The organism is Streptomyces zhihengii (assembly GCF_016919245.1).
In the GTDB taxonomy this organism is placed as follows: Bacteria; Actinomycetota; Actinomycetes; order Streptomycetales; family Streptomycetaceae; genus Streptomyces; species Streptomyces zhihengii.
In genome coordinates, this window is the sequence record NZ_JAFEJA010000001.1 from 3,323,087 (window position 1) to 3,349,691 (window position 26,605).

General features: G+C 73.0%; 29 protein-coding genes. 17 read left to right on the top strand and 12 right to left on the bottom strand.

Going from position 1 to position 26,605, the window contains the following annotated elements:
• Positions 1–369: 369 nt before the first annotated feature.
• Positions 370–2,562 (bottom strand): ABC transporter permease, encoded by a 2,193-nt coding sequence (locus JE024_RS13715; protein WP_244882832.1) that lies wholly within the window; start codon positions 2,560–2,562, stop codon positions 370–372.
• 171 nt (positions 2,563–2,733) lie between these two features.
• Here JE024_RS13715 and JE024_RS13720 point away from each other — a divergent pair, with 171 nt between their 5' ends.
• The 5 genes from JE024_RS13720 to JE024_RS13740 all read left to right on the top strand — a co-directional run bounded on the left by JE024_RS13720 (position 2,734) and on the right by JE024_RS13740 (position 6,828).
• Positions 2,734–3,363 (top strand): TetR family transcriptional regulator, encoded by a 630-nt coding sequence (locus JE024_RS13720; RefSeq protein WP_205373868.1) that lies wholly within the window; start codon positions 2,734–2,736, stop codon positions 3,361–3,363.
• Between the two features lie 134 nt (positions 3,364–3,497).
• On the top strand, positions 3,498–3,857 hold the full coding sequence (locus JE024_RS13725) for an effector-associated constant component EACC1 (RefSeq protein WP_205373869.1): 360 nt from the start codon (positions 3,498–3,500) through the stop codon (positions 3,855–3,857).
• Positions 3,844–5,790, top strand: a complete 1,947-nt coding sequence (locus tag JE024_RS13730) for a caspase, EACC1-associated type (RefSeq protein ID WP_205373870.1) — start codon at positions 3,844–3,846, stop codon at positions 5,788–5,790. Before JE024_RS13725 ends, JE024_RS13730 begins: the two co-directional genes overlap by 14 nt.
• 58 nt (positions 5,791–5,848) lie before the next feature.
• Positions 5,849–6,325 (top strand): hypothetical protein, encoded by a 477-nt coding sequence (locus JE024_RS13735; RefSeq protein WP_205373871.1) that lies wholly within the window; start codon positions 5,849–5,851, stop codon positions 6,323–6,325.
• Positions 6,326–6,549: 224 nt separating this feature from the next.
• The gene (locus JE024_RS13740; protein ID WP_205373872.1) at positions 6,550–6,828 is read left to right on the top strand and encodes a hypothetical protein; all 279 of its coding nucleotides are present in this window, start codon (positions 6,550–6,552) and stop codon (positions 6,826–6,828) included.
• Here JE024_RS13740 and JE024_RS13745 read toward each other — a convergent pair.
• Positions 6,750–7,211 (bottom strand): ATP-binding protein, encoded by a 462-nt coding sequence (locus tag JE024_RS13745; protein WP_205373873.1) that lies wholly within the window; start codon positions 7,209–7,211, stop codon positions 6,750–6,752. The two genes, JE024_RS13740 and JE024_RS13745, sit on opposite strands and share 79 nt — an antisense overlap.
• Positions 7,208–7,426 carry a hypothetical protein gene (locus tag JE024_RS13750; protein WP_205373874.1) on the bottom strand — a complete coding sequence of 73 codons (219 nt, stop codon included), beginning with the start codon at positions 7,424–7,426 and terminating at the stop codon, positions 7,208–7,210. Before JE024_RS13750 ends, JE024_RS13745 begins: the two co-directional genes overlap by 4 nt.
• Positions 7,427–7,591: 165 nt before the next feature.
• On the opposite strand from JE024_RS13750, the gene JE024_RS13755 reads away from it, so the two are divergent.
• Both JE024_RS13755 and JE024_RS13760 read left to right on the top strand, forming a co-directional pair.
• Complete coding sequence (locus JE024_RS13755; RefSeq protein WP_205373875.1) at positions 7,592–8,446, top strand: helix-turn-helix domain-containing protein; 855 nt, start codon at positions 7,592–7,594, stop codon at positions 8,444–8,446.
• A complete protein-coding gene (locus tag JE024_RS13760) occupies positions 8,427–8,717 on the top strand; it encodes a DUF397 domain-containing protein (RefSeq protein WP_205373876.1) in 291 nt (96 codons plus the stop codon). Before JE024_RS13755 ends, JE024_RS13760 begins: the two co-directional genes overlap by 20 nt.
• Before the next feature lie 6 nt (positions 8,718–8,723).
• Here the strand turns inward: JE024_RS13760 and JE024_RS13765 are convergent, their stop codons facing one another.
• The 5 genes from JE024_RS13765 to JE024_RS13785 all read right to left on the bottom strand — a co-directional run bounded on the left by JE024_RS13765 (position 8,724) and on the right by JE024_RS13785 (position 14,510).
• Entirely contained in the window at positions 8,724–10,097 is a 1,374-nt protein-coding gene (locus tag JE024_RS13765; RefSeq protein ID WP_205373877.1) for an SMI1/KNR4 family protein, read from the bottom strand.
• Between the two features lie 47 nt (positions 10,098–10,144).
• On the bottom strand, positions 10,145–10,765 hold the full coding sequence (gene lepB / locus JE024_RS13770) for a signal peptidase I (protein WP_244882834.1): 621 nt from the start codon (positions 10,763–10,765) through the stop codon (positions 10,145–10,147).
• 157 nt (positions 10,766–10,922) lie between these two features.
• Complete coding sequence (locus tag JE024_RS13775) at positions 10,923–11,483, bottom strand: hypothetical protein (protein WP_205373878.1); 561 nt, start codon at positions 11,481–11,483, stop codon at positions 10,923–10,925.
• Between the two features lie 192 nt (positions 11,484–11,675).
• Positions 11,676–12,725, bottom strand: a complete 1,050-nt coding sequence (locus tag JE024_RS13780) for a DUF4328 domain-containing protein (RefSeq protein ID WP_205373879.1) — start codon at positions 12,723–12,725, stop codon at positions 11,676–11,678.
• A 189-nt stretch (positions 12,726–12,914) separates the two neighbouring features.
• Complete coding sequence (locus tag JE024_RS13785) at positions 12,915–14,510, bottom strand: beta-N-acetylhexosaminidase (RefSeq protein ID WP_205373880.1); 1,596 nt, start codon at positions 14,508–14,510, stop codon at positions 12,915–12,917.
• Between the two features lie 370 nt (positions 14,511–14,880).
• On the opposite strand from JE024_RS13785, the gene JE024_RS41065 reads away from it, so the two are divergent.
• The 6 genes from JE024_RS41065 to JE024_RS13815 all read left to right on the top strand — a co-directional run bounded on the left by JE024_RS41065 (position 14,881) and on the right by JE024_RS13815 (position 19,754).
• Complete coding sequence (locus JE024_RS41065) at positions 14,881–15,450, top strand: 2-oxo-4-hydroxy-4-carboxy-5-ureidoimidazoline decarboxylase (RefSeq protein WP_372449804.1); 570 nt, start codon at positions 14,881–14,883, stop codon at positions 15,448–15,450.
• 168 nt (positions 15,451–15,618) lie between these two features.
• Positions 15,619–15,999: a succinate dehydrogenase, cytochrome b556 subunit gene (gene sdhC, locus JE024_RS13795; RefSeq protein ID WP_147987791.1), complete on the top strand. Its 381-nt coding sequence runs from the start codon at positions 15,619–15,621 to the stop codon at positions 15,997–15,999.
• Between the two features lie 8 nt (positions 16,000–16,007).
• Positions 16,008–16,487 carry a succinate dehydrogenase hydrophobic membrane anchor subunit gene (locus tag JE024_RS13800; protein WP_205373882.1) on the top strand — a complete coding sequence of 160 codons (480 nt, stop codon included), beginning with the start codon at positions 16,008–16,010 and terminating at the stop codon, positions 16,485–16,487.
• A 24-nt stretch (positions 16,488–16,511) separates the two neighbouring features.
• Entirely contained in the window at positions 16,512–18,266 is a 1,755-nt protein-coding gene (gene sdhA, locus JE024_RS13805; protein WP_205373883.1) for a succinate dehydrogenase flavoprotein subunit, read from the top strand.
• Positions 18,266–19,024 carry a succinate dehydrogenase iron-sulfur subunit gene (locus JE024_RS13810; protein ID WP_030318427.1) on the top strand — a complete coding sequence of 253 codons (759 nt, stop codon included), beginning with the start codon at positions 18,266–18,268 and terminating at the stop codon, positions 19,022–19,024. Before sdhA ends, JE024_RS13810 begins: the two co-directional genes overlap by 1 nt.
• Before the next feature lie 154 nt (positions 19,025–19,178).
• A complete protein-coding gene (locus JE024_RS13815; protein WP_205373884.1) occupies positions 19,179–19,754 on the top strand; it encodes a hypothetical protein in 576 nt (191 codons plus the stop codon).
• Positions 19,755–19,803: 49 nt separating this feature from the next.
• Here JE024_RS13815 and JE024_RS13820 read toward each other — a convergent pair whose 3' ends face one another.
• Complete coding sequence (locus tag JE024_RS13820; RefSeq protein WP_205373885.1) at positions 19,804–20,616, bottom strand: alpha/beta fold hydrolase; 813 nt, start codon at positions 20,614–20,616, stop codon at positions 19,804–19,806.
• 153 nt (positions 20,617–20,769) lie between these two features.
• Between JE024_RS13820 and JE024_RS13825 the strand changes: the two genes are divergently transcribed.
• The 3 genes from JE024_RS13825 (at position 20,770) to JE024_RS13835 (ending at position 22,476) form a co-directional block, all read left to right on the top strand.
• Positions 20,770–21,216, top strand: coding sequence for a hypothetical protein (locus JE024_RS13825; RefSeq protein ID WP_205373886.1), 447 nt, complete (start codon positions 20,770–20,772; stop codon positions 21,214–21,216).
• 4 nt (positions 21,217–21,220) lie between these two features.
• Positions 21,221–21,625, top strand: coding sequence for a thiol-disulfide oxidoreductase DCC family protein (locus tag JE024_RS13830; protein WP_205373887.1), 405 nt, complete (start codon positions 21,221–21,223; stop codon positions 21,623–21,625).
• Positions 21,626–21,786: 161 nt separating this feature from the next.
• The gene (locus tag JE024_RS13835) at positions 21,787–22,476 is read left to right on the top strand and encodes a TetR/AcrR family transcriptional regulator (protein ID WP_205376538.1); all 690 of its coding nucleotides are present in this window, start codon (positions 21,787–21,789) and stop codon (positions 22,474–22,476) included.
• On the opposite strand, the gene JE024_RS13840 is transcribed toward JE024_RS13835, so the two are convergent.
• On the bottom strand, positions 22,467–24,059 hold the full coding sequence (locus tag JE024_RS13840; RefSeq protein ID WP_205373888.1) for a metallophosphoesterase: 1,593 nt from the start codon (positions 24,057–24,059) through the stop codon (positions 22,467–22,469). The genes JE024_RS13835 and JE024_RS13840 overlap by 10 nt on opposite strands.
• A 20-nt stretch (positions 24,060–24,079) precedes the next feature.
• Positions 24,080–24,325: an SCO4848 family membrane protein gene (locus tag JE024_RS41070; protein WP_244882835.1), complete on the bottom strand. Its 246-nt coding sequence runs from the start codon at positions 24,323–24,325 to the stop codon at positions 24,080–24,082.
• Positions 24,326–24,527: 202 nt separating this feature from the next.
• Between JE024_RS41070 and JE024_RS13845 the strand changes: the two genes are divergently transcribed.
• On the top strand, positions 24,528–25,706 hold the full coding sequence (locus JE024_RS13845) for a D-alanyl-D-alanine carboxypeptidase family protein (protein WP_244882838.1): 1,179 nt from the start codon (positions 24,528–24,530) through the stop codon (positions 25,704–25,706).
• Here JE024_RS13845 and JE024_RS13850 read toward each other — a convergent pair.
• Positions 25,654–26,604 carry a YihY/virulence factor BrkB family protein gene (locus JE024_RS13850; RefSeq protein ID WP_205373890.1) on the bottom strand — a complete coding sequence of 317 codons (951 nt, stop codon included), beginning with the start codon at positions 26,602–26,604 and terminating at the stop codon, positions 25,654–25,656. The genes JE024_RS13845 and JE024_RS13850 overlap by 53 nt on opposite strands.
• Between the last annotated feature and the right edge of the window lies 1 nt (position 26,605).

The window sequence follows — 26,605 nt, forward strand, 5'->3', positions numbered from 1 at the left end:
CGGCGTCGCCCGCGGCCTCGACAAGGTTCCGGCCGGTACGGCCGCGGCCGCGGGCGCGGGCGCGGGGCAGCGAAGGCCCACGGGACCCTGGGCCGCGAAGGCCCCGGGCCGCCCGCGGACAGCGTCCCCGGGGCGGGCGGCCCGGGGTGCGGACGTCCTCGGGCCGCCCGGCGGTGCGTGCCGGGGTGACCGTGCCGGTCAGCCCCATCCGGCACCCGCCAAGCGCGGGCTCCTCGGGCGGCGTTCCGGCGATCCCAGGCACGCGCGACCCGGGGGCGCGAGCGGTCGGGCCCTCGCGTCCCCGGGGCGGGCGGCCCGGGGCGCGGACATCCCCGGGCCGCCCGGCGGTGCGTGCCGGGGCGGGCGGGGTCAGTCCCGGCCCGCGCCCGCCAGGGCGGGCTCCGCGGGGGCCGGCTCGGTGGGCTTGCGCGGGCCGGGAGTCGCCCGGGGGACGATCGCCGGGACGCCCTTGCCCTTCGCCGCCCGGAGGGCGATCCACCGGTCGGCGAACAGGTTGAGGAGCAGGCCGGCCGCTCCCCAGACGCCGATGGTGAGCAGGTGGCCGCCGATGGCGTCGCCGCCGAAGTACACCAGGTCGCGGGCCGTGCCGACGGCCGCCGGGAGCGGCAGCACGTCGTGCAGGGTGCGGAAGATGTCGGGGACCATGGCGAGCGGCAGGCCGCCGCCCGAGGCCGGGACGCCGAGCAGCATCAGCACCACCATCACGGGGATGATCGCGGCGAGGCCGAAGAGACGGGTGAAGGCGTTGGCGGCCAGCGAGACGCAGAAGATCGTCAGCGCCCCGATGCCGATCAGCGCCCCGGCGTGGCCGTTGACCGCGCCGATCATGACGTCGAAGAGCAGCCAGAGCCACAGCGCCATGCCGACCGACCAGCCGGCCAGCTTGACCGCGAACTGGCGGGTGCGCCGCAGTTCGGGGGCGCCGCCGCGGAGCACCGCGGCGATCAGGAAGCCCGCCATGATCCAGGACATGCCGACGTAGAGGCTGTTGGTGCCCATGGTGTCGTCGGGGGTGAGCGGTTCCAGGTCGGTGGTGGTGAGTGCGGCCTGTTGCCCCTGGGCGACCTGGGTGAAGGTGCTGGTCAGGATGGTCTGCTGGCTGCTGCCCGCGCCGGAGGCGCCGAGCAGTTCGGCCGCACCGCCGGCCTCGGTGGGCAGGACGTAGGCGCCGGCGATCTCCTGGTCCCTGATCAGGTCTGCGGCCTCGTCGGCGGAGTCGAGCGCGCGCAGGTCGAACATGGCGCCGAGCGAGGGTTCCATCCCGGCCACGGCCCGTTCGGCCTGCTGCTGGGTGGCGCCGACGACGGCGACGGGCATGTCCCGCACCTGCGGCTTGTGCATGGAGCCGGCCATCAGCCCGACCACGCAGACCAGGATCGCCATCGGGAAGGCGAAGGCGGCGATGTAGCGGGCGCGCGGGGAGCGGACCGGGCCGCCGGCGAGGGCGGGGAGCGGCAGGGAGGAGTCGGTGGCGGGCGGCGCGGCGGGTATCGCGAGGCCGGAGCGGCGTTCCTTGAGGAAGCACAGGGCGAGGGCGGCGGCGATCCAGGCGCCCAGCGTCAGCAGGTGGCCGCCGATTCCGCGTCCGTCGAAGTAGATCAGCGAGCGCATCGCCTCACCGGCCGCCGGGAGCGGCAGCACGCCGTGCAGCCATTGGAAGAACCCCGGCATGGTGTGGATCGAGAGCGAGAGGTTCGACGACGGCATGCCGAAGACGACCCAGAGCAGCATGCCGAAGAGCACGGCGAGCGGCCCGACCAGCTTGGTGAAGAGGAGCTGGGTCGTGGCGACGGCGCCGGTGGCGAGCAGGCCGATGCCGAGGAAGTGCAGGTAGTGCCCGTCGACCGCGCCCACGACGGGGCCGAGCAGGACCCAGATCAGGGTGCTGGTCAGCGCGGACCAGCCGAGCATCAGCGGGAGGAAGCGGCGCAGCGTCAGCAGGTAGGGCAGCGACATGGTGAGGATGCTGAGCGGCACATAGCCGGCGAGCATCATGCCCATGCCGGCGAAGAGCACGGCGGTCCCGGAGAGGTCCTCCCCGGCGAGCGGGGCGACGTCCTCGGTGGTCGTGGTCCAGCCGTTCTCCACGGCGACCGGCGCCAGGAGCTGCTGGACGGTGCCGGCCTGGGAGGCTCCGGCGGCGCCCGCCGTGTAGACGACGGCCTCCGCCCCGCCCTGGGCGGGCGGCAGCAGGGCGCCGCTGATCTCGCGGTCCTCGAGGAGGTCGACGGCCTCGTCCCCGGTGGCGACGGTGCGGACGTCGAGCGCGCCGCCTGCGGCCTTCTCGATCCCGTCGGCGAGCGCCTGGGCCTGGGCGCCGGTGCCGACCACGGCGACGGGCATGTCGCGCGGCGCCGGATCGTGCATGGTCCCGACGTACGTCGCGTACATCATCGTGACCATCAGGAAGGGCATCGCGAAGAGCGCGACATAGCGGCCCATGCGGGTCCTGCGGTCCTCCTCGGGGACGGCCGGGCCGCCGCCCGGGGCCGCCTCCGGCTGCTGCGCGCGCTCCGGTGCTCCGGCGCTCGACGATTCCACGTTGGACTCCTGGCAGAGGGGGTGGGTGGCGCCCGGCACTCCGCGGTTCCGCCCGCCGCGGTGCGGGGGAGGTCGCCGGACCCTCCCACTGTAAGTCACGTGACTTAAGAATGCCCTCATGGGCTAGCTTGGAGCCGCCGAACCGCGCTCCACCTGGGAGGACCCGCCGTCGTGGCCAGATCCGACGCCAGCCGCACCGCCCTGCTCGACGCCGCCGAGCGGCTCTTCGCCGAGTCCGGGATCGCCCAGGTCTCGGACCGGAAGATCGCGGAGGCGGCGGGCAACAGCAACCACTCCGCGGTGGGCTACTACTTCGGCGGCCGCGACGGCATGCTGCGGGCCCTGCTGACCCGCCACCTCACCGGCCAGGAGGACGGCCGCAGGCGGTACTTCGACTCCTCCGACTCGCTGCTGGGCGACGTGCGCAGCCTGGTGCTGCCCGCCACCGAGGAGCTGGCCCGGCTCGCCGACGAGGCCGGGCCGGACGGGCAGACCTGGCGGGCCCGCTTCGTGTCCGCCGCCCTCCACGACCCGCAGACGGTCGCGATCTACCGGGAGCTCGGGGACACCGCCCCGGTCGCCCGCGCGGTGATCCACTCCATCGCCGGACGCATCGACGACCTGCCCGCCGAGGTGGTCCGCGCCCGCGCCGCGCTGATGACCCACGTCATCACCTCGACGTGCGCCGAGTACGAGGACAAGACCGCCCGCGAGCGCACCTCCCCCGACTGGCGGGCGACCGGCCGCTTCCTGGCCGACGCCATCGCCGGGCTGCTGCGCGCCCCGGTCAGCACCGACTGACGGCACCGGGACGCCGCCACGACCGGCCTGGCCGCCACCGACCCGCGTCCGGTTAGACTTTGCGGCGGTGACGAGCTGTGACGCACTGCGACGGCGACCCGACGGGCACTCGCGGGGCACGGAGGGGGCACGCCATGGCACAGGTACTGATCCGCATCGAACCCGACCCGGACGCGAAGGCGACCCGGTCCCTCTATCGCGCCCTCTGCCGGGATCCGGATCTGGGCGGATCCGCCGGGCTGTCGCTCCGCGAGTCCGCTCCGGCACACGATGAACTCGGGCCCGCCGCGGACGCCGTCCTCGCCGTCGTCAACAGCGGCGTCGCCCTCGGAGCGCTCGTCGTGGCCATCGCCTCGTGGCGGGACAGCCGCTCGACCAAGTGGACCGTCGCCCTGGAGCGGGACGGACTGACGGTGGAGCTCCAGGGCAGTTCGCGGGAGGAACTGGACCGGATCGTCCGTGCGCTGGAGGGGCCGCGAGGTGACGGTTCCTGACCCGGAACGGTCTCGCGTACTCCTCATCGGCTTCTCCGCCTTCGCCGACTTCCCGCCCGTCCCGGCGGTCCCCAACAACCTGCGACGGCTGAAGGAGATCTTCCGCGACGAGCGGATCTGGGGGATCCGCGGGCGGAACGTCGTCACCCTCACCGGCAGGCACGGAATGAGCAGGGGCGGCCTGCTGCGCCGGATCCATGACGAAGCCGACCGCGCCGAGGACACCCTCGTCGTGTACTACGCAGGGCACGGCTTCCTGGACGAGGACGACGACGACAGTCTGCTGCTCGCTCTGCCGGGTTCGAGGAGACGGCAGCACTTCTCGGCCCTTCCCTACGAGGAGTTGCGCCGGGCGGTGCGCAACTCCGGGGCGCGACGGAAGGTGGTGATCCTCGACTGCTGCTACTCGGGCCGGGCGCACGCGAACGGCCACCTCGACGGTTCGGTTCCGGGCGAACACCGGGAGGTCGCTCACCAGGCTCCGATCGAAGGTGCCTGTGTCCTCACCGCCACCTCCGACTACGCCAGGGCCCGCGCATCGCCGGACCAGCCGTACACGGCGTTCAGCGGCGCGCTCATCTCGGCACTGGAGAACGGGGTTCCCGGAGCGGGACCGCACCTCGACATCCGGGCGGTCTTCGGCGCGCTGCGCCAGGAGATGCGCAGTCAGGGCCTCCCGCGGCCGCATCTGAGCACGCGGGACGACGGCAGCGCGCTCGTGCTGGGCCGCAACCTCGCGCACGACGGGGACACCGCCCTGTCCCCGCCGGAGGAGTCCGGAGCGGCTTCCCCGCCACCGCGGAGCGATTTGGTACGACGGCGGCCCCGGCCGGCGGTCCTGCGCCGCCTGGCCGTCGGGGTGAGCGCCCTGGCCGTGGTGGCGGCCACCGTCACCTTCGTCGTCACGAAGCACCAGGACACACCGGCCTCCGCGGGGGCGTGCCCGGCCGAGGGGTCCCGGCAGGCCGACCTCGTGCCCGCCGGCCGGCCGGACAGCAGGACCCGCTTCCCCGGGGCGACGGGCTTCAGTCTGCCGAACGACCTCGTCGGTCCGATGACGGTGATCGGATTCGAGCCACCGCCCGCCGTCGGCGGGCATCCTGGAACGTATCTGTGGCAACCCGAGCGCCGGTGCTTCGCGGCACCCGCGGGCTTCGGAAGCGACTATCTGGATGTCGCCGTCAGCCCTGACGGACAGTGGATCGCAGGCGTGGACATGCGCAATGTGCCCGGCGCGCCGGTGACCGTCATGGACCGGAAAGGCGGCAGCAGAAGAGTCGTCCCCGTCCCACCCGGGATGTACGCCACCCATCTCCAGTGGAACAGGCGGAGCGACACACTGCTCTTCACCCAGGCGCGGGCCGACACCCGGCACGACTACACCATCACGCGAGGGGCGGACGCGGTCACCCTCGCTCTGCACGAGGCGAAGCCGAAGGTCCTCGAACTGGGGGCCAACGCCCCGTACCAGTGGGGGCCGGACGGCACCATCGCCGGCAACTACGGCTACGCCGATCCGCTCGATGTCCGCATGTTCGACACCTCGGGTCGGCACAAGTCGACGCTCGAAGGGGTCGGGATTCTCGGGCAGGCCGGGATGAAGGGATTCTCGCCGTCGGAAGCGGAGATGGTGACCCATTGCCCGGGCGGACCGGACGAGCACTGGGCCTGCGTCTGGGATGTCCGGCGAGGAGACCTCGTCGGCACCCATCCGGCGGGCCGTGTCTTCCCGGGCCGGCCCTTCGGCAGCCTGGGCTGGTACGACGACAAGCACCTCCTGATGACCGTCTGGGACGTCGAGACGGACTGGTGGGCGACGGCCGTCCGGGACATCGGGACCCCCGGGCCGGGGTCGGCCGCCGGCCGGACGACCGTCCTCGGGCGGATGGCCGACAAGGGCGGCCACCTCATCTTCGCCCCCGCCCCCTCCTGACGCCCGGCCCCGCGGCCGGATGGTGACGGGCGAGGTCGCCCCGGGCAGGATGGCGCGCATGGCCGACGACGGGAACACGATCTTCACGCTGCCCCACGGCGCGAGCGGCTTCTCCACCCGGGCGGCCGGTCCGCTGCCGGTGACCGACACGCGTGCCTTCCGCCGCGCCCTCTTCACGGCGGCCCGTGCCGCCGGGGGCGAGGCCGGCGAGGTGGAACGGCAGACGTATCCGCTGAGCTTCCACACCGGCGCCGTCGTCCTCCGCGAGGACGAGCACGTCGTCCTGTGCCATGCCCACCTCCCGTGGATCGCCTTCGCGACGGAACGCCGCAACTGGTACACCGAGCAGTTCGGCGATCCCCCGCCGTGGGCGTCGGCCTTCGCGGAGGCGGGCTTCGACGTCCTCGGGCGCGAGCACCTCCTGACCCCGCTCGCCGAGGTGGACACCTCGTTCCTGTCGCGCGCCGAGTGGTACAACGTGCGCACGTACGGGGTCGACACGCTCGGCGGCGTCCTCTTCAACGCCTGGGCCTGACCGCCGGGCCACCCCACGACCGCGCCCTCCGCCCGGAGTGCCGCAACCCTCGCGTCCGGTCCGCCCGGCCCGTGCGGACCTTGCCCGAACCCGGCAGCCGGGCGCGGCGGTTGACTGCCCGCCCGGGGGCCTGCGGGACCGCCCCCGGCACCCGTAGCGTCGCCCTCGGCGGCGACCGGGGCCACCGGCCCCGCGCACGACCGCGTACGAGGGAGGCGGAGCAGGTGGACTGGAACGAGCCCGTGTTCAAGCGCAGCAAGTGGGGCACCAGCCGCTACGTCTACAACGCGGAGAACCCCCTCGGGATGGCGCTGATCGTCCTGAGCGTCATCGTCACCGTGACGGTGCTGGTGATGATGCAGACCCGGTCGGGCCCCTTCGCCCTGGACGACCGCCCCGCCCCGGACCCGCCCGCCCCGTCCGTCTACGTACCGGACGCGTACCTGCCGGACATGGACGCGCCCGGCGGCCCGACGGCCTCTTTGGAGGTGCCGACTCCCTGACCCCCGTGTCCGTGGCCGGTGGGACCGGGCAGCTCGCACCAGACCGTCTTGCCGCCCGGCGCCTGCCCGACGCCCCACCGCAGACTGAGCGCGTCCAGCAGGGCGAGCCCGCGCCCGCCCTCGTCGTCCTCGGCCGCGCTGCGCAGCACGGGCAGCGCACGGGGGTCGGGGTCGGTGACCTCCAGCCGCATCCGGCCCCGGTCGCAGGTGACCCGCAGCGTGACCGGCACCCCGGCGCCGACGTGACGGATCACGTTGGTCAGCAACTCGTCGGCGCAGAGCTGGAGATCACCGCCGTACGCGCGCAGCAGGCGGCGCGCGGCGGGGACGGACTCCGGCGTCGCGAGCAGGTCGAGGGCGAGGACGGAGACGGGCGGCCTCATCGCCCGGCCCCCTTGCGCAGGGCGGCGGTCAGCGCCCTCGCGGTGAGCACGTTGCAGTTGCCGAGGGAGACCAGGGGCCGGGTCGGGTAGCGGGAGGCGAACGTCGGCAGGTCGACGCCGAGGGACGGGAGCGTGATGCCGTGCGCGGCGAGGGCCGCCCTCAGCTCCTCGGCGCAGGTGTCCGCGTCGGGGTGGTGGTCGTGCGTGGGGGGCAAGGGGTCACACCTTCCAGTGCGCTGGGTGACGAACTGCTCACACCCTGGCGCGGTGCCGCGTACCGTGAGAAGCCTTTCGGAGCCCCGCCGTGAACTGCGGTGACACGGGGCGTGGTTGGTATCGGGCGTGGACACCCCGGGAAGCGGCACCAGGAGCGGTGAACGATGGGACAGCGCAAGGACATCGACGGCTCGGCAAGCGTCCCCACCTTCTACGGCAAGGAACTGCGGTGGAAGCGCGAGGAGGCGGGGCTGACACTCACCCAGCTCGTCGAGGGCAGCTTCTACGGCCCGAGCCACCTCAGCGAGATCGAGCGCGGGGAGCGCCGGATGCCGGCGGAGCTGGCCTCGCACGTGGACCGGGTGCTCGGCACGGACGGGTTCTTCCAGCGCCGCTGCGAGGACGTGCGGAACGCGCGGCGGCGCGGGCACGCGCGGTACTTCGAGCGGGTGCTGGAGGCGGAGAAGCACGCGGAGTCCATCGAGGAGTGGTGCCCGACGCTGATCCCGGGGTTGTTGCAGACGGACGCGTATGCGCGGGCGGTGGTGCGGGCGACGCATCCGCTGGCGCGGGACGAGGAGGTCGAGGAGAAGGTGAGCGCGCGGATGGCGCGGGCCCAACTCTTCGACGTGGACCACCGGTCACCGGTGTACTGGGCGATTCTCTCCGAGTCGCTGATCCGGCAACCGATCCTGCCGCCCGGGCAGATGGCTGAGCAATGGGGGCACATCGCGGCACTCGCGCGAAGGCGCCGGATCGTTCCCCAGGTGCTTCCGTGGAACTGTGGAGCGCACCCGTTCATGCTCGGCACCGCCAAGGTCATGGCTTTCCCAGATGCACCACCGCTCGTGTACACGGAAGCGCTGCACAGCGGGGACACCATCGACGATCCGGCCCTCGTGAAGGAGTACCGCAGGTCGTACGATCTGCTCAGGGCCGCCGCGCTGCCGCCGGAGGCGTCCCTCGCCCTGATCGAGCGCGCGGCTGAGGATCACCGACATGGCAAGCAGGACGATTGACCTGAGCACCGCCGTCTGGCGCAAGTCGAGCTACAGCAACGGCAGCGGCGGCGACTGCGTCGAGGTCGCCGAGGCGTTCCCCGGCGCGGCCACCTGGCGCAAGTCCACGTACAGCAACGGCGACGGCGGCGACTGCGTCGAGGTCTGCGACGCGCACCCCGGCGTCGTCCCCGTGCGGGACTCGAAGGTGCCCCACGGGCCGGTCCTCACGATCGCCGGGCCCGCGTGGACCGCCTTCGTCGCCTCGCTCACGGGGGACGACGCCGCATAGCGGCGGCTACCCGAGGTCGGCCTCGATCACCGTGCGGGTGATCAGGGGCCGGTCCCGCAACGCGAGGATCTCGTTGGCGAGTTCCACGGTCTCCAGGGGGTTCCGCTCGCCGTGGACCTCGATCGCGGCGGCCAGGAGGCCGCGCGGCACGGCGTCCGCGTCGAGCAGGACGCGCCAGTCCTCCGGGGACAGGTCGAGGAACTCCAGGCCGTCGAGGCGGGCGATCTCCAGCGGGTCGGCGAGGGTGCCCGGGTAGGCGGTCAGGGTGCGCAGGCGCGGGAGGCCGAAGAGCGGTGCGAGGCCGACCGGTTCGCCCTCCATCACGCCGAGGCTCAGCGCCTCCAGCCCGGGGTGGGCGGCTGCCTCCACGCTGGGGACGGAGCTGCGGTTCACCCAGGCCACGACCGGCTTCGCGGCGGCGGTGCCCGCGCCCCGGCCGTCCGCGGCGTGCCGGTCGAGCACCAGGTCGGTGAGGGAGTCGGCGACCAGGCCCGCGCCGATGTTCTCCTCGTGGCTCATCACGATGACCTGCCCGAGGTGTCCGCCCGGCCCGGGGGTCAGGTCGACGGCGATCCGGTCGCCGCCGCCGGTGTCCCCGAAGACGATCCAGCCCGGCGAGCCGACGAGCCCCTGCACGGCGGCGTCGGGCCGGGTGTCCACGGCGTCCATCGCCGCGTACTTCCACGGCGCCGGGCGGGAGGCGTTGTCCGCGACGTACACCTCGTCCAGCGCGAGGAGTTCGCAGCCGACCGCCTTCGCCATCCGGGTCGCCGCGCCGTAGTCCTCGCCGAGGTCCTGCCAGCGGGCCCGGACGACCCGGTAGAGGGCCTTCAGCTCCTCCGGCAGCGTGATCCCCAGGCGGGCCCCGGTCGCCGCGATCTCCTCCTCGGTGGCGCCGATCGCGTCGGGCAGCCGCTCGCGGAGCGTGCGCTCCAGCAGTGCGGGGTCGGCGGTCGGGGCGGGTGCCGCGCGCGGTGACGGGTCCGGCAACCGGCGCCACGGCTCGGGGACGGCCCCCTCGGCCAGCACGAGCGCGCCGACGGGCTGGGACACACCGGACTCGACCGAGGGCCCCAGGTCGATGAAGTGGACCCGTACCGTGCCGGGGGCGGGGGCCTCCATGACGAAGGAGACGTGGTCGACGCCCTCCTCCACCAGGACGTTCCGCACCTTCTCGACCGCGTCGAACTCGGCCTGCATGTCGCTCACCAGAGCCGCCCGCCCGGGCTGGAACACGGGCCGGGCCACCGGCACGCTCCAGCCCCCGCGGCCGACCGTCCCCGTCACGTATCCGCCGGGCGCGGCGAGGTGTTCGGCGTTGTCCTGGAGCATGAGCCGCAGCAGCGGCTCCCAGGTCGTGACGTCGTGTATCGGGGACAACTCTTCCTCCGTGGTGTGGTGTGCGGAGCCCGCAGGGCGTCCGGTCGTCATCCGACGGGCAGGCGGCGGCGACCGGCGATCTCCGTCGCAAGCGCGCCGCCGACGAGGACGAGTCCGAGCAGCGCGGTCAGGCCCGCACCGTAGAGGTGGGAGCGGTCGTCGAGCGCGCGGGCCCGGACCTCCTCCTGTGCGGCCGTGCCGGAGCGGTCGTCGAGGAAGTACCGGGAGTCCATGGAGTTCGCCCGGTGGTCGCCGAGCAGGAACAGCCTGCCCTCGGGGACGGTCACGTCGTACTCGGGAGCCCCGGCGCCCGACGGGTCTCCGTCCTTGACGTACGGCTCCTCCAGCGGTTTCCCGTTCACGGTCACCGGCTCGCCCGGCCGCTGCGCGACCCGGTCGCCGCCGACGCCGATGACGCGCCGCACGGCGGGCATCCCGCCGTACCACCCGGGCGACGCGTGCAGCACCACGTCGCCCCGCCGCACCTCGCCCGGCTCGACGCGCTCCAGGAAGACCCGGTCACCGGGCGCGTACGCCGGCCGCATGGACTCGCCCGCGACGACGGCCGTCGTGTGCCCGGCGACGACGTACCAGAGGGCCCCCGCCAGCAGGAGCAGCCCCACCGCCCCCAGCCCTCGGAAGAACGCCTTCACTCTCCACCCGTGCACCGGCCCGCCCCTTGATGTCGTCCGTCAACCCTGGTCACGGGCGTGCGTTCCCCGGACGTGCGGCGGAGCGGGCCCGTGATCGGCAGCGGATTATCGGACGTTCGGCCGACGTCAGGTCAACTCGGATCGCAAAGCGGACATGCGAGCGCGGTGAGCCTCAGCCCGTGACGCGGGCCCGGCGGGAGACGACGGCGCGCAGCACGCGGCGGCCCTCGGTGGAGATCTCCAGGGCGTGGCGCAGGCCGTTGCCGCCGGGCGGTTCGGCGACGATCTCCAGGATCTGCGCCTGCCGGCGCAGCTCCCCGGCGACCATCGGGCCGACGCCCTCCGGCCCGTCCTCCCGGCAGCGGGCGAGGAGTTCGGGGCCGCAGTCCCCCACGTCGAAGCGCCGGTGCACCTCCAGCGCCGACGCCGAGCAGCCGTCGGCCCAGGCGCGCAGCGCGTCGGGAGCCCAGTCGGAGGGGGCGGCGGCGAGCATCGCGCGCACCAGGGCGGCGTCCTCGTCGTCGAGCGCCGTGCTCTCCAGGGCCTGCCGCGCAGCGGCGAGTTCGCCGGCCCAGCCCTCCTCGCCGCGGGCGATCGACGCCCACAGCGGCCGCAGGACGTCGTCGTCCTGCGCGAGCAGCGGCAGACACCGGTCCAGGCACCCGAGCCCGCTCGCGGCCAGACCGCGCACGTCGGCCTCTGCGAGGAGTTCCGTCAGGCTCTTGGAGGTCATGCGCACGCCTTCCGTCCGGGACGAATCACACCCTTGTACCTGTTCGTACTGCGCCAGGTGGCTCGAATGCGTCACTCCGTGGCCGGAACGTTACCGTCGGCGCAGACGGGTGCCCGAAACGGCCGTGACCGGCGCGGTGGGCGCCGGTCACGGTGGTGCGGCGGGCGCGGCGGGCGCCCGGTTCCGGTCCGGTCAGACGGGGTTGCCCGCGCCGCGCAGTGCCTTGGTGTGCTGCATGCGCGTCAGGCGGTGGACGAAGAGGGCGGCGACGACGGCGGCCACGATGTCCAGGAGGCAGGCGAGGACGACGAAGTCGGCCGCGGAGACGATCTCGTGGAGCGACTCGGCCCGCTCGTAGCGGCGGTCCGCGAACCGCACGGCGATCCAGGCGGCGACGAACAGACCCCACCAGACGTTCAGCAGCGTGGCGCGCTCGTGGTCGTCGGGGGCGTGCGGGTCGGTGCGGCTGGCGCGCCAGGTCTCGGCGGCGACGCCGCGCGGGATCCAGAGGAACGCGATCGGGATGAACCAGCCGCCGATCGCCCAGCCGGTGCCGCGGGTGAAGCGGTCCGGGGCGAAGATCCCCGCGTTGGAGCGGACGCGGTGGAACCAGATGATGAAGACGGTCGCCGTCGCCAGCAGGGCCAGCACCTGGGCCACGGAGGTGGCCGCCATCAGCAGGTCGGCGGCGTCGGCGTCCGTCTCCGACACGGCGAGGAACCCGCCGTCGGACATGGCGGTGACCACCCGGCGGAGGTTGAACGCGGCGAGGGCCGCGGCGAGGTCGGTGACGGCGACGACGATCAGCAGGATCACCGCGGCGCGGCCCAGCCCGACCGGGGAGCGGAGCGGCTGGTAGGTCCCGGGCGCCGGGGGCCGCACAACGACCGGGCTGAGGTTCGGCGTGGCGGACGCCGCCGGAGGCGTCGTCACCGGCACGGGCGCCCCGCCCGAAGGGGCGGCGGGCTCCGCGGGGGCGGTGGCGGCTCCGGCCGCCGGGGCGGACGCGGGCACGGCCGGGGCGGGTGCCGGGCCGCTCTCCGCGGCCGGGGCCTTCGCGAGCGACGCGGCCCCCTCGGGCGCGGCGGGCTCGGATCCGGCAACGCCTCCCGGCGCGGGGGCCTCCGGCGCGGCGGCTTCCGCCACCGGGGCGGACGCGCCCTCCGGCGCGGCGGCGCGGCACTCCGCGCACAGCGGCCCGCCCTCGGTCGCGGGTCTCTCCTGGCAACGTGAACACGGCATGACGAACGAACCCCCCAAGGGAACGGTGGCAGAGGGTCGCGACCGCCCCCAGCGGTGCGACACGGGAACACACGGGTGGACGGTCCGCGCGAGAACGGCGGCCGTCGCGCGGACCATATGTCCGCGCGACGGCCGCCGTCCAGTGGAAACCCCAGGTCAGACCCTCGGCAGGTCGGCCGGGGCGGCCCGTCAGGAGGTCGCCCGGTCGGCCACCGCCTGGAACTGTGCCCAGGAGAGGGCCGGCCGCTCCGCGTCCCAGAGCTTCTGGGAGACGGCCTGGAGGGGGCGGCGGATGCCGTCGGCGACCTGGGCCTGGGTCTGGGAGTTCGCGAGGTCGCACCAGACGGCGAACCGGCCGCCGAGGATCTGGTCCGAGTACTTCGCCGCGACGGGCGTGGTCCCGCGCAGCACCAGCGGCGTCCACTCCTCGTAGATGCGGCGGCCGGTCGGGTAGGTGAAGTCGTTGGGCTCGCCGAGCACGTAGTAGAGGTACTCGTCGTTGAGGTTCACCACCTTGCGGCCCTCGGCGAGGTACTCCGTCGGCGGGCGGGCGCCGATCTCCTTGCCCGTCCAGTACTCGACCTCGATGTCCTTCGACGCGGTGACGCTGCCGCCGGTGAAGAAGCCGTCGTTCCACGCCTTCGGGGTCTGCTTCGCGGCGCGCACCACGGCGGCGCGGTCGTTCATCCAGCCCTCGGTCAGGTCCTGGACGCCGGCGCCCGGGCCGTACTTCTCCGTCGCCGCGCTCGCGAGCTGCGGGTAGGAGGCGGCGGGGTCGCTGACGGTCAGCGCCTGGTACTCGTCGGCCCCGATGTGGAACCACCGGCCGCCGAAGAGCCCCGTGTACTCGCGCAGCAGGTCGTCGATCAGCTCCGCCGACTCCGGCTTGGAGATGTCGATGGCGCCCTGCCGCGGCACGCCCTGCGCGTTGCGGAGCTGGAGCTGCGGGTGGGCGCGCAGCACCGCGCCGAGGTGTCCGGGCGAGTCGATCTCGCCGAAGACGTCGATGTGCAGCCGCTGCCCGAGCGCGATGATGCGCTTGATCTGCGCCGTCGTCAGATGCGGGTCGGTGACGATCTCGGGGTGGGAGGTGGACTCGATGCGCCACGCCTGGTCGTCGGAGAAGTGCAGTCCGAGCTGGTTCAGCTTGAGGTCGGCCATCTCCCGCATCCGGGCCTCGATCCACTCCGCGGTGAAGTGCTTGCGGGCGATGTCGAGGTTGAAGCCGCGCTGCGGGCGGGCCGGCCGGTCGCGGACGACGCCCTCCGGCATGGCGCCGGAGGCGTTGACGGACTGCTTGAGGGTGCGGGTGCCGTAGAAGACGCCGGCCTCGTCGGGGCCGGCGATGCGGACGATCGAGTCGCGGACGGTCACGGTGTACGACTCGGGCGCGCCGCCGGAGGCGGAGAGCGACAGCGCCACGTCGCCCGACCGGGCGGTGTTCGTGCCGCGGTAGTCGAGCTCCAGTTCCTGCGCGATGAGCCGCCCCTCGTCGGCGAGCTCCTCGCTGCCCTTGGCGACGACCACCGCGCCGTCCGCGCCGGGCCGCCAGCCGGGGCCGCGCGCGGCCTCGTGCTCGCTCACGGCGGGGACGGTGGCGGGCGGCTCCGAGAGGGGGTAGCTGCGCGTCGGGCTGGGGGTCGCCGTGGTGGGGGCCGCCTGGTCGGGTGCCGCGCTGCCCGGATCCTGCGGGGAGTCGTCGGAGCAGCCGGCCAGGGCGAGGGAGAGGACGGCGAGGGCGGCTATCGCGCCGGTGGCGTGCGTCCTGCGTGAGCGCCGGGTCATGGGCGAACCTTCCGTGGTCCGGCCGGGCCTGCCGGCCGGCCGGGCGAGATGGCGTCGTCGGGGCGCGGCGCGGCCGGTGGTGCCGGGCCGGGAGGCGAAAACGCCCCGAAGGGGTGAAACCGGGTGGAACGTCTCCTCCAGAGTCCACCCACAACGTCCATCACATGGGTTCAAACTCTCCCGTCCGGGTGAAATTCGCGCATCCTTCGGACAGCTTTCGACACAGATCGATACCGTTGCGGCTCATCCTCATCTGCCTTCCCTGCCTCATCTGCCGTCCCAGCCGGCTTCGCCGGCCCTTCGAGGAGTCCCGCTGTCCAGCGACACGCCCGCCGGCATTCCCGAGCGACCGCCGGCCGTCCGACACGCCTTGCGCGGACACGCCGGGAGCGCGCTCTTCCCGCAGGCCATACCGTCCGGACCGGGCAGCCCGTACCGGTCCGGCAGCCTGCCCGGACTCGCCGCGTTCAACACCATGCCCGCCCCGGCGGCCGAGGAGCTGCTCCTCGACTGCTGCGGCAGCCACCGCTGGGCCCGGCGTGTCGCGGCGCACCGGCCCTACCCCGACCTGGAATCCCTGCTCGCGGGGTGCGACGAGGCCGGATACGACCTGACCCCGGCCGATGTGCACGAGGCCCTGGCCCACGAGCGCTCGGCCCTCGCGCCCGGGGCTCCCCCGGCGGCGCAGACCGCGCTGGCCGCGGCGCACGCCGCCTACGAGAGCAGATTCGGACACGCGTTCGTGATCTGCCTCGACGCGTACCGGCCCGAGGAGTGGCTCGACCGGGTGCTCGACGGCATCCGGCGGCGACTCGCCCACGACCCGGACGAGGAGCGGTCCGTCTCGGCCGACGAGTTGCGGGCCCTGGCCCGCTCCCGGCTGGCGCACGCGATGGCCGCCCACCCGCCGGGCGGAGGTCCGGGAGGCCGCGGCCAGTAGCCCGTCCGTGGCTGTTTGATTGCCTGTTTGATCACACCGGTGCACCCCGGGCGAACGAACCGACAACACGTCGCTACGATGGCGAGGGCCGGAGGACCGTACCCGGCCGGGCCCGACCGACACCCACAAGCCGGCAGGCCCCAGTCCCCGCTCCCGGAGGGTTCTTCCGTGCCGGCTGGAACGCTGTACCGCGGCCGGGAAGGAATGTGGAGCTGGGTGGCTCACCGAGTCACCGGCGTCCTCATCTTCTTCTTCCTGTTCGTACATGTGCTGGACACCGCTCTCGTCCGCGTCTCCCCCGAGGCGTACGACGAGGTCGTCGCCACCTACAAGACACCGCTCGTCGCGCTGCTGGAATACGGCCTCGTCGCCGCGATCCTCTTCCACGCGCTCAACGGCCTGCGCGTCATCGCCGTGGACTTCTGGTCCAAGGGCCCGCGCTACCAGAAGCAGATGCTCTGGACCGTGATGGGCATCTGGGTCGTGCTGATGGCAGGCGCGCTGTACCCGGTGCTCGGCCACGCCGCTCGTGAACTGTTCGGGAGCTGAGGCGAGAGATGTCCACTGAGGTAACTTCTTCCGGGATCGGCGAGGTCGAGGGCGAGCGCGTCTACGATGTCGACAACCCGGCCCCGTACATCGAGGCACCGCGCAAGCGCACCGGGAAGACCCCGAAGTCGACCCGCGGCAACTTCGAGATGGCCGCGTGGCTGTTCATGCGCCTGTCCGGCGTGGTGCTCGTCGTCCTGGTCATCGGCCACCTGCTGATCCAGCTCGTGCTCGACGGCGGCGTCTCCAAGATCGGCTTCGCCTTCGTGGCCGGCCGCTGGGCGTCCCCGTTCTGGCAGACCTGGGACCTGCTGATGCTGTGGCTCGCCATGCTGCACGGCGCCAACGGCCTCCGCACCGTCATCAACGACTACGCGGAGCGCACCAACACGCGCCTGTGGCTCAAGGGCCTGCTGTACACCGCCACGGTGTTCACCATCCTTCTGGGCACGCTGGTGATCTTCACCTTCGACCCGAACATCCGCTAGGCACGGGGCTGAGGTAATCCACCCATGAAGATCCACAAGTACGACACCGTCATCGTGGGCGCCGGCGGCGCCGGCATGCGCGCCGCCATCGAGTCGACGAAGCGCAGCCGCACCGCGGTGCTGACGAAGCTCTACCCCACCCGGTCCCACACGGGCGCCGCGCAGGGCGGCATGGCCGCCGCGCTGGCGAACGTGGAGGAGGACAACTGGGAGTGGCACACCTTCGACACCGTCAAGGGCGGTGACTACCTGGTCGACCAGGACGCCGCCGAGATCCTGGCGAAGGAGGCCATCGACGCCGTCCTCGACCTGGAGAAGATGGGCCTGCCGTTCAACCGGACCCCGAACGGCACCATCGACCAGCGCCGCTTCGGCGGCCACTCCCGCAACCACGGCGAGGCCCCGGTCCGCCGGTCCTGCTACGCCGCGGACCGCACCGGTCACATGATCCTCCAGACGCTGTACCAGAACTGCGTCAAGGAGGGCGTGGAGTTCTTCAACGAGTTCTACGTCCTGGACCAGCTCATCACCGAGGTCGACGGCGTCCGCAAGTCCGCCGGCGTGGTCGCCTACGAGCTGGCCACCGGCGAGATCCACGTCTTCCAGGCGAAGGCCGTGATCTACGCGTCCGGCGGCACCGGCAAGTTCTTCAAGGTGACCTCCAACGCGCACACCCTGACCGGTGACGGCCAGGCGGCCTGCTACCGCCGCGGCCTGCCGCTGGAGGACATGGAGTTCTTCCAGTTCCACCCGACGGGCATCTGGCGCATGGGCATCCTGCTGACGGAGGGCGCCCGCGGTGAGGGCGGCATCCTCCGCAACAAGGACGGCGAGCGCTTCATGGAGAAGTACGCGCCGGTCATGAAGGACCTCGCGTCCCGTGACGTCGTCTCGCGCTCCATCTACACGGAGATCCGCGAGGGCCGCGGCTGCGGTCCCGAGGGCGACCACGTGTACCTGGACCTCACCCACCTGCCGCCGGAGCAGCTCGACGCCAAGCTCCCGGACATCACCGAGTTCGCGCGGACCTACCTCGGCATCGAGCCCTACACGGACCCGATCCCGATCCAGCCGACCGCGCACTACGCCATGGGCGGCATCCCGACCAACGTCGAGGGCGAGGTGCTCGCGGACAACACCACCGTCGTCCCGGGCCTCTACGCCGCCGGCGAGGTCGCCTGCGTCTCCGTGCACGGCGCCAACCGCCTCGGCACCAACTCGCTGCTGGACATCAACGTCTTCGGACGCCGCTCCGGCATCGCCGCCGCCGAGTACGCCGCGAAGCACGACTACGTCGAGCTGCCCGAGAACCCCGCCTCGCTGGTCGAGGAGCAGGTCGAGCGGCTGCGGAACTCCACGGGCAACGAGCGGGTGGCCGCCCTGCGCCTGGAGCTCCAGGAGACGATGGACGCCAACGTGATGGTGTTCCGCACCGAGCAGACGATCAAGACGGCCGTCGAGAAGATCGCCGAGCTGCGGGCGCGCTACAAGAACGTGTCCGTCCAGGACAAGGGCAAGCGGTTCAACACCGACCTGCTGGAGGCCATCGAGCTGGGCAACCTGCTCGACCTGGCCGAGGTCATGGCCGTCTCCGCACTGGCCCGCAAGGAGTCGCGCGGCGGTCACTACCGCGAGGACTTCCCGAACCGCGACGACGTCAACTTCATGCGCCACACCATGGCGTACCGCGAGGTGGGCGACGACGGCTCCGAGTCGATCCGTCTCGACTACAAGCCGGTCGTCCAGACCCGCTACCAGCCGATGGAGCGTAAGTACTGATGGCTACCCCCGTACTGGACAAGGTCGAGGCGGAATCCGCCGCCTCCCCGTACATCACGGTCACGATGCGGATCCGCCGCTTCAACCCCGAGGTGTCGGACGCGTCGGTCTGGGAGGACTTCCAGATCGAGATCGACCCGAAGGAGCGGGTGCTCGACGCCCTTCACAAGATCAAGTGGGACGTCGACGGCACGCTGACCTTCCGCCGCTCCTGCGCGCACGGCATCTGCGGCTCCGACGCGATGCGGATCAACGGCAAGAACAGGCTCGCCTGCAAGACGCTGATCAAGGACATCAACCCGGAGAAGCCGATCACGGTCGAGGCCATCAAGGGCCTGACGGTCCTCAAGGACCTGGTCGTGGACATGGAGCCGTTCTTCCAGGCGTACCGGGACGTCATGCCGTTCCTGGTCACCAAGGGGAACGAGCCGACGCGCGAGCGCCTGCAGTCCGCCGAGGACCGCGAGCGCTTCGACGACACCACCAAGTGCATCCTGTGCGCCGCGTGCACGTCCTCGTGCCCGGTGTTCTGGAACGACGGCCAGTACTTCGGCCCGGCGGCGATCGTCAACGCGCACCGCTTCATCTTCGACTCGCGTGACGAGGCCGGGGAGCAGCGCCTGGAGATCCTCAACGACAAGGACGGCGTGTGGCGTTGCCGCACCACGTTCAACTGCACGGACGCCTGCCCTCGCGGTATCGAGGTCACCAAGGCGATCCAGGAGGTCAAGCGGGCGCTGATCACGCGCCGCTTCTGATCCCCGCCGGCCACGGCCGGGCGCACGTCACGGAAGGGCCCCGACTCCCCGCGGAGTCGGGGCCCTTCCGTGTCCGGTGCCGACTTCACCGACCGGGGCGGCACCTGGCAGGATCGTGGGGAGTCCGGCAGAGCGGCACAGAACGGGGACCTCCATGACCGAGCCACGCGCGCCCAGGGAAGAGGAACCCGAGTACGACTGGGGCCCGGACGAGCCCGCCGCGGCGCCCGCGCACCCGCCCACGCAGGCGTACGGCGTGCCGCACGACCCCACCCGGGCCGAGGGCGAGTCGCTCGCCCGGCAGGCCGCCTACCAGCCGACGGTGGGGGCCGGGGTGCCGCTGCCCGCCCAGGGGGCCGGCGCGCCCGCCGCCGGGGCGCAGCCGTTGATCACGATCGGCGACATCACCGTCCTGGCGGACTCGGTGGTCACCCCGGCGGGCACCATGCCGCTGCGGGGCGCCGTGTGGAACGCGGTGGACCACTCCCGCACCGAGAAGAAGACCCCGGTGTACGCGATCGTGCTCGCGGTGCTGTTCGTCGCCGCCTGCGGTCTCGGTCTGCTCTTCCTGCTGCTCAGCGAGAAGCGGACGACGGGCTTCATCCAGGTGACGGTGACCGGCGGCGGCCACCACCACACGACGGCGGTCCCGGCGAAGGGGCCGGAGACCTGGACCGAGGTGATGGGGCAGGTCACCTACGCCCGTTCGATCAGCGCCAGCGCCATGTGAGGGCTCCCGCGTCTCCGGCAGTCACAGCGGTCCCGGCGGCTCAGGCGGCTCAGGCGGTCCCGGCGGCCTCGGCGGCCTCGGTGAGGAAGTCCGCCAGCAGGGCGGTGGTCTCCTCCGGGCGCTCCATGCTCGGGAGGTGTCCGGCCCAGGGCAGTTCGACGTGCCGGGCGCCGGGGACGGCCCCGGCGAGGTGGGCGGCGCCCAGCCGGAAGTCGCTCAGGTCGTGGGCGCCGGAGACGACCAGCAGGGGCACGCCGATGCCCGCCAGGTCGTGGGGGCCGTCCGCCTCGGTGGCGGAGAGCACGAAGCGCGCCCCCTCCTTCTCCACCGCCTGCTCGGCCGCGGTCTGCACCTCGAAGGCGTGGAGCTGCATGGCGTGGACGGCCGCCCGGACGGTCTCGCCGCCCTCCGGGCCCACCCAGGTCTCCACGTTGAGCGCGGCGGCCGCTTCGAGGTCGTCGGCCTCGAAGAGTTCGTTCTCCCGGCGGTCGAACTCGGCCAGTTCCGGGCTCGCGCAGCCGCCCTGGTCCGGCAGGGGTGCGTTGAGCACCGCCAGCGCGGTGAGCCGCTCCGGGGCGCGCAGGGCGGTGAAGAGCGCCACCCGGCCGCCGAACGACGCCCCGACGAGCGCCGCGCGTTCGATGCCGAGGTGGTCCATCAGGGCCAGTACGTCACCGGAGTTGGTGTAGGGCTCCTCGGCGACCGGGCTCTCGCCGAAGCCGCGGAGGTCGGGGCGCACCACCCGGTGGCCGGCCGCGGCCAGGGCGGTGAACTGGGCGTCCCACATGCGCCGGTCGCACACGCCGGCGTGGAGGAGCAGGACTGCGGGGCCGTCGCCGGCCTCGTCGTAAGAGAGGGTCATCCGGCCGAGGTTAGGGCCAGGGGCCCTGGTCACGCCGCCGATTTCCGGCCCGGGAGGGCGCGTTGGCCGTCACACCCATGACTTGAACATGTTCAAAAGAAGGTCTACAGTCATGACCGCCAGCTTTTGAACATGTTCAAGGGAGGGTGGGGCATGGACCTCACTGTCGTCGCGTACGTCATCTACCTGCTGATCAGCGTCGCCCTCACGGTCTGGGTGGCACGCACCCTCAGCCGGAACGGGAAGATCTTCCTCGCGGACGTCCTCAAGGGGAACGAGACCCTCGCCGACGCCGTCAACCATCTGCTCGTCGTCGGCTTCTACCTGGTCAACCTGGGCTTCGTCACCCTCTACCTCAAGGCGGCCGAGGCCGTGTCCGACGCCCGGGGGCTGTTCGAGGCCCTGTCGGTGAAGATCGGCGTGGTGCTGCTCGTCCTCGGCGTCATGCACCTCGGCAACGTCTGGGTGCTCAACCGGATCCGCCGCCGGGGCGTCATGGAGCGCGAACTCACCCCGCCCGTCGGCCCCCAGGGCTGGACCAGGCAGCAGTCGGCCACCGGCCCCTGGACGCCGCCCGCCACCGGCCCGGCCGGGGCGTGACACCGTGACCACCGCCGTCCGGGGCCTGACGGTCCTCTACGACGCCGAGTGTCCCCTCTGCGTCCACCTGCGCGCCTGGCTGATGCGCCGGCCGCAGCTCGTGCCCCTGCACACGGTCCCGGCCGGCTCCGCCGAGGCCCGCCACCGCTACCCGGAGCTCGACCACGGGCGCACCCTGCGGGAGATCACCGTGATCGGCGACGCGGGCCAGGTCTACACCGGGCAGGCCGCCTGGGTCGTGTGCCTGTGGGCGCTCACCGAGTACCGGGCGAAGGCCCACTGGCTGGCCACCCCGGCCGGGGCGCCCTTCGTCCGGGCCACCATGCTCGCGGCGGCCAAGTACCGCGAGCGCCTCGGCCCCGGGCGGGGCGCCACGCCCTGCGACGTGCGGTGCGCGGCACCCCGTTAGGCTCGTCCACCGTGACAGATGCGAAGGCCCCCACCCCGTCAACGGCACCCCCGGCACCCCCGGCAGCCCGGACAGCTCAGGCAGCTCAGGCAGCTCGGACGCCCGAGGCCGGGAAGGCGCAGAAGGCATCGCAGGCGCCGAAGAGCGAGCAGACCCGCACGCTGATCCTGGAGACCGCCCTGCGGCTCTTCCAGGAACGGGGCTACGACAAGACGACGATGCGGGCCATCGCCAAGGAGGCCGGGGTCTCCGTCGGGAACGCGTACTACTACTTCGCCTCCAAGGAGCACCTCGTCCAGGGCTTCTACGACCGGATCGCCGCGGAGCACCGTGCGGCGGTCCGGCCCGTGCTGGACGCCGAGACCGACTTCGAGGCCCGGCTGGCGGGGGTGCTCACCGCGTGGCTGGACATCGCCGCGCCGTACCACGAGTTCGCCGCGCAGTTCTTCAAGAACGCCGCCGACCCGGAGTCGCCGCTCAGCCCCTTCTCCCCCGAGTCCGAGCACGCCCGGGAGGCCGCCATCGACGTGCACCGGGAAGTGCTCGCCGGGTCGAAGGCGAAGGTCGCCGAGGAACTGCGCGACATACTCCCGGAGTTGATGTGGCTCTCCCAGATGGGCCTCGTCCTGTACTGGGTGTTCGACCGCTCCGAGGGCAGCGAGCGCAGCCGGCGGCTGGCCGTCCGCGGCGCCCGGCTGACCAGCCGGGGCGTCGCGCTCGCCCGCTTCCGGGTGCTGCGCCCGCTCGTGCGCGAGGTGCACGAGCTGTTCACCGACTTCCTGCCGGGGATGGCGCAGACCGTGGCCGCCCGCAGGACCGCGGGCGGCGGGACCGGTCCCGCTCAGGCCTGACGCGAGGCGAGCTGCACCACGGTGATGTCCGACTCCGCGCCAACCCGCACCGGCGGGCCCCAGGCGCCCGCGCCCCGGGACACGTAGAGCTGGGTGTCCCCGTAGCGCTCCAGTCCCGCGACGGTGGGGTTGGCCAGGCCGGCCAGCATGTTGCCCGGCCAGAGCTGTCCGCCGTGGGTGTGCCCGGAGAGCTGGAGGTCCACCCCGTGGTCCACGGCGTCGTGGATCACGACCGGCTGGTGGGCCAGGAGCACCGCCGCACGGGACCGGTCGCGGTCGCCGAGCGCCCGGCCGAAGTCCGGGCCCTGGCCCGTGTCCTCGCCCGCGACGTCGTCCACTCCGGCCAGGTCGAAGCCGCCCGCGATCTCGACGCGCTCGTTGCGCAGCGGACGCAGGCCCAGCTCGCGCACATGGTCGACCCACTCGTCGACGCCGGAGAAGTACTCGTGGTTGCCGGTCACGAAGAACGACCCGTCCCGGGCCCGCAGCTGAGCCAGCGGTTCGGCGGCGTGCCCGAGGTCGGCGACGCTGCCGTCCACCAGGTCGCCGACGACGGCCACCAGGTCGGGCTGCGCGGCGTTGATCGAGTCCACGATCCGCTGGGTGTGGGCGCGCCCCAGGATCGGGCCGAGGTGCACATCGCTGACGACGGCGATCCGGTAGCCGTGCGCGGCCCGGGGCAGCTTGGCCAGCGGCACGGTGACCCGCTTGACGCGGGGCCCGCGCAGCACGCCGTACGTCCCGTACCCGACCGTCCCCACCGCGGCGGCCGCCGCGGCCCCCCCGACCACCCGCGCGACGAACAACCGCCGCGAGACCGTGGCGGGGGCGGTGACGCCCTCGGGGGCGTCGCCGCCTGCGGGGGCGCCGGCCTCGGGGGCGGTGTCGGTCGCCGCGGGTGCCGCACCGCTGGGGGCGTCGGCCGCGGACGCGGTGGCGGTCGCAGCCGTGCCGGCGGCGGCCGCGGGCGACGCGGCGTCCGCGGGCGACGCGGCGTCCGCGGTCGCCGTCGCGGTCGTTCCGGCGGAGCCGGTGTCGCCCGCCGGGGCCGCACCGCTCGGGGCGGCGGCCGCCTGGGCGGAGGTGCCCGCCGCAGCGGCGGAAGCCGCCCCGGAACCCGGGGCGCTCGGCGTGGCGGTGGTCGCCGCGCCGGCGGCGGCAGCGCCAGCCGCGGGCGACGCCCCGTCAGGCGACGTGCCGGACGGCGTCGACGCGCCCGGGGCGGCGCCCTGCGCCGCCTCCCCCGCGCTCCGCGCGGCGGCGCGGCGGGTGAGGGCGCGGGTCAGGAGCGGGCGGACCGCCTCGCCGACGACGAGGGCCAGGACGATGTACAGCAGGAGCGCCAGCCACAGGTACCCCGGCCAGGCCAGCACCTGCTCGACCCAGAACGGCGCCCCCGTCCGCGCCGACAGCAGCGCGCCGAACGAGAGCGCGGGGAGGACCCAGATCGCCACCGTGCCGATCCGGCGGGCCGCCCCTCCGGGTGCCGTCGTGTCGCGGACGAGGCGCCGCCACACGTACCAGTGCACCCCGGCGAGCAGGGCGAGGACCAGAATGATCACGAGTGCGGCGACAGCCACCATGGACGGTTTCCCCTACCCCTTCAGGTGCGCTCTTCGCGCAAGGCGCGCACACCGCGCAACCCGATGACCCCGACGACCGTCCCCAGAACAAAGGACGTGATGGCGAGCAGCAGATGGACCCAGAAGTACCCGGTCGGGTCGCCCGCGTCGTCGAACGCGAGCCCGCTGCCGTCCTGCCACAGGTTTTTGACGAAAGTGACCCAGATGAACCAGCTCCACACCCCGAACGCGAGCAGGAACCAGGACACGGGGCGGCTGAGCTTCATGAGCCAAGTATCGCGGGTGTCACCCGACCGGGTACTCCGGGGTGGGCTGTCCCGGCGTCGTGCCCGGCGGGTCAGCGGGCCGATCTCCATATTTTCCCCGGCGCACTGTACGTTCTCGTCCGTGTCTGCTCTGTCTGCTGCCCTCAGGTCCGCCGCGCGAAGGGCCGCGCCGGCGGTTCTCGCCGCCGCGATGCTGCCCGCGATGACCGCCGCACCCGCGTTCGCGGCCGTGCACGACGACAAGCCCGGCAAACAGCCGCAGCCCCCGGCGCAGATGTCCGGCGTCGGCGGGGTGCAACTCGGCAAGCCCGGCACCCAGGTGAGCCTCGGCGCGGGTGCGCCGGTCCTCCCGAAGGACGTCAGCGGGCGGTCGTGGATCGTCGCGGACGCCGAGAGCGGTGAGGTGCTCGCCTCGCACAACGCCCACTGGAAGCTGCCCCCGGCGTCGACGCTGAAGATGCTGTTCGCCGACACCCTGCTGCCCAAGCTCCCGAAGGACGCCGTGCACAAGGTGACCGACGCGGAGCTCGCGGGCGTCGGTGAGGGCAGCAGCCTGGTCGGGGTCAAGGAGGACCACACCTACAGCGTCCACGACCTGTGGCTGGGTGTGTTCCTGCGCTCGGGCAACGACGCCGTCCACGTGCTGTCGGCGATGAACGACGGCGTGGAGAAGACCGTCCAGGACATGCAGGCGCACGCCGAGGAGCTCCAGGCGCTCGACACCACCGTCGTCTCGCCCGACGGCTACGACGAGCCGGGGCAGGTGTCCTCCGCGTACGACCTGACGCTGATCGCCCGCAGCGGCCTTCAGAAGAAGGACTTCCGGGAGTACGCGTCCACCGTGACCGCGCAGTTCCCGGGCGAGCAGAAGAAGGGCAAGCCGCGCGAGACGTTCGCGATCCAGAACACCAACCGGCTGCTGACCGGGGCGGACGGCGTCTCCCCGTACCAGGGCATCGCCGGCATCAAGAACGGCAACACCACCCACGCTGGCTCGACCTTCACCGGTGTCGCCGAGCGGAACGGCCGGGTGCTGCTGGTGACGGTGATGAACCCGTCGTCCGAGGAGGGCCAGGCCGTCTACAAGGAGGCGGCGCGGCTGCTCGACTGGGGGTTCGCCGCCGCGGGCAAGGTGACCCCGGTGGGTGAGCTGGTGGCCCCGAAGTCGGCGGAGCTGCCGTCGTCGGGCGGCTCGGAGCCGGTGCGGGAGGGCAAGGGCGCCCCCGCCGAGCCGGTGGCCGCCGCGCAGACCGGCTCGGGCGGCATGGGCATCGCGCTCGCCGTCATGGGCGGCGTGCTGGTGGTGCTGGCCGCGGGCGGCTTCCTCGTCAGGCGCCGCTGGCCGCTGCCGGACCGGATGCGCCGTTCCCCGCGTCCGTGACGGACGGGCCCTGCCCGTCCGCCGTGTCCGCCCCGGCGGGCTTCTCGTCGCTGCCCGGCGTCGCCGTCCAGGCGGCGCAGTACAGCAGCAGCTTGGCCGTGAAGTTGATCCACAGCAGCAGCGCGATCGGCACGCCGAAGGCCCCGTACATGCTGCGTGAGGCGACCCCGCTGAGGTAGCCGCTGAGCAGCAGCTTCAGCAGTTCGAAGCCGACCGAGCCGATGAGCGCGGCCACCAGCAGCCGGCGGCGGGGCGGATGGGCGCCGGGCAGCAGGGTCAGCAGGTAGAGCAGGATCAGGAAGTTCGCCAGCACGGCGAGGACGAGGGCGGCGATCCGCAGCAGGACGCCGCCGACGCCCCCCTCCTCCAGGCCCAGCCGCTTCATCGTCCAGCCGACGGCGGTGGAGCCCAGCGCGGAGACCGCGAAGGTCAGCAGCCCGGTGCAGCCGAGCCCGGCGAGCACCCCGACGTCCTTGGCCTTGCGCAGGACGGGATTGCCCTCGTCCTCGTCGTCGGTGCCCCAGACCGCCCGCAGGCAGTCCCGCATCGAGCCGACCCAGCTCGCGCCGGTGAGCAGCAGCAGCACGCCGGAGACGACACCGACCGTGCCCGCGTTGGCGACCAGCGAGTTGATGTCGAGCTGGTCGGAGATGCCGGGGATCTGCTCGGCGATCTTGTCGTTGAGCTCGTCCACCGCGTTCTTGTCGAGGGCCGCCGCGATGATCGCGGCGGCGAAGGTGATCAGCGGGAAGAGCGCCAGGAAGCTCAGGAACGTGATGGCGGCCGCGAGCCGCGTCCAGTGCGCCCGTTCCAGCGTCTCGTAGCTGCGCCAGGCGTGGGTGCGCATCAGCCGTTCGACGAGGGGGCCCACGACGGGGAGCTTGATCAGCCAGTCCATG

Coding starts and splice junctions, on each gene's coding strand:
- JE024_RS13725 (WP_205373869.1), top strand. CDS start 3,498: ATGGCACAGGTACTGATCCGCATCGAACCCGACCCGGACGCGAAGGCG.
- JE024_RS13735 (WP_205373871.1), top strand. CDS start 5,849: ATGGCCGACGACGGGAACACGATCTTCACGCTGCCCCACGGCGCGAGC.
- JE024_RS13745 (WP_205373873.1), bottom strand. CDS start 7,211: ATGAGGCCGCCCGTCTCCGTCCTCGCCCTCGACCTGCTCGCGACGCCG.
- JE024_RS13755 (WP_205373875.1), top strand. CDS start 7,592: ATGGGACAGCGCAAGGACATCGACGGCTCGGCAAGCGTCCCCACCTTC.
- JE024_RS13760 (WP_205373876.1), top strand. CDS start 8,427: ATGGCAAGCAGGACGATTGACCTGAGCACCGCCGTCTGGCGCAAGTCG.
- JE024_RS13775 (WP_205373878.1), bottom strand. CDS start 11,483: ATGACCTCCAAGAGCCTGACGGAACTCCTCGCAGAGGCCGACGTGCGC.
- JE024_RS13780 (WP_205373879.1), bottom strand. CDS start 12,725: ATGCCGTGTTCACGTTGCCAGGAGAGACCCGCGACCGAGGGCGGGCCG.
- JE024_RS13785 (WP_205373880.1), bottom strand. CDS start 14,510: ATGACCCGGCGCTCACGCAGGACGCACGCCACCGGCGCGATAGCCGCC.
- JE024_RS13800 (WP_205373882.1), top strand. CDS start 16,008: ATGTCCACTGAGGTAACTTCTTCCGGGATCGGCGAGGTCGAGGGCGAG.
- sdhA (WP_205373883.1), top strand. CDS start 16,512: ATGAAGATCCACAAGTACGACACCGTCATCGTGGGCGCCGGCGGCGCC.
- JE024_RS13810 (WP_030318427.1), top strand. CDS start 18,266: ATGGCTACCCCCGTACTGGACAAGGTCGAGGCGGAATCCGCCGCCTCC.
- JE024_RS13815 (WP_205373884.1), top strand. CDS start 19,179: ATGACCGAGCCACGCGCGCCCAGGGAAGAGGAACCCGAGTACGACTGG.
- JE024_RS13820 (WP_205373885.1), bottom strand. CDS start 20,616: ATGACCCTCTCTTACGACGAGGCCGGCGACGGCCCCGCAGTCCTGCTC.
- JE024_RS13825 (WP_205373886.1), top strand. CDS start 20,770: ATGGACCTCACTGTCGTCGCGTACGTCATCTACCTGCTGATCAGCGTC.
- JE024_RS13840 (WP_205373888.1), bottom strand. CDS start 24,059: ATGGTGGCTGTCGCCGCACTCGTGATCATTCTGGTCCTCGCCCTGCTC.
- JE024_RS41070 (WP_244882835.1), bottom strand. CDS start 24,325: ATGAAGCTCAGCCGCCCCGTGTCCTGGTTCCTGCTCGCGTTCGGGGTG.
- JE024_RS13845 (WP_244882838.1), top strand. CDS start 24,528: ATGACCGCCGCACCCGCGTTCGCGGCCGTGCACGACGACAAGCCCGGC.
- JE024_RS13850 (WP_205373890.1), bottom strand. CDS start 26,604: ATGGACTGGCTGATCAAGCTCCCCGTCGTGGGCCCCCTCGTCGAACGG.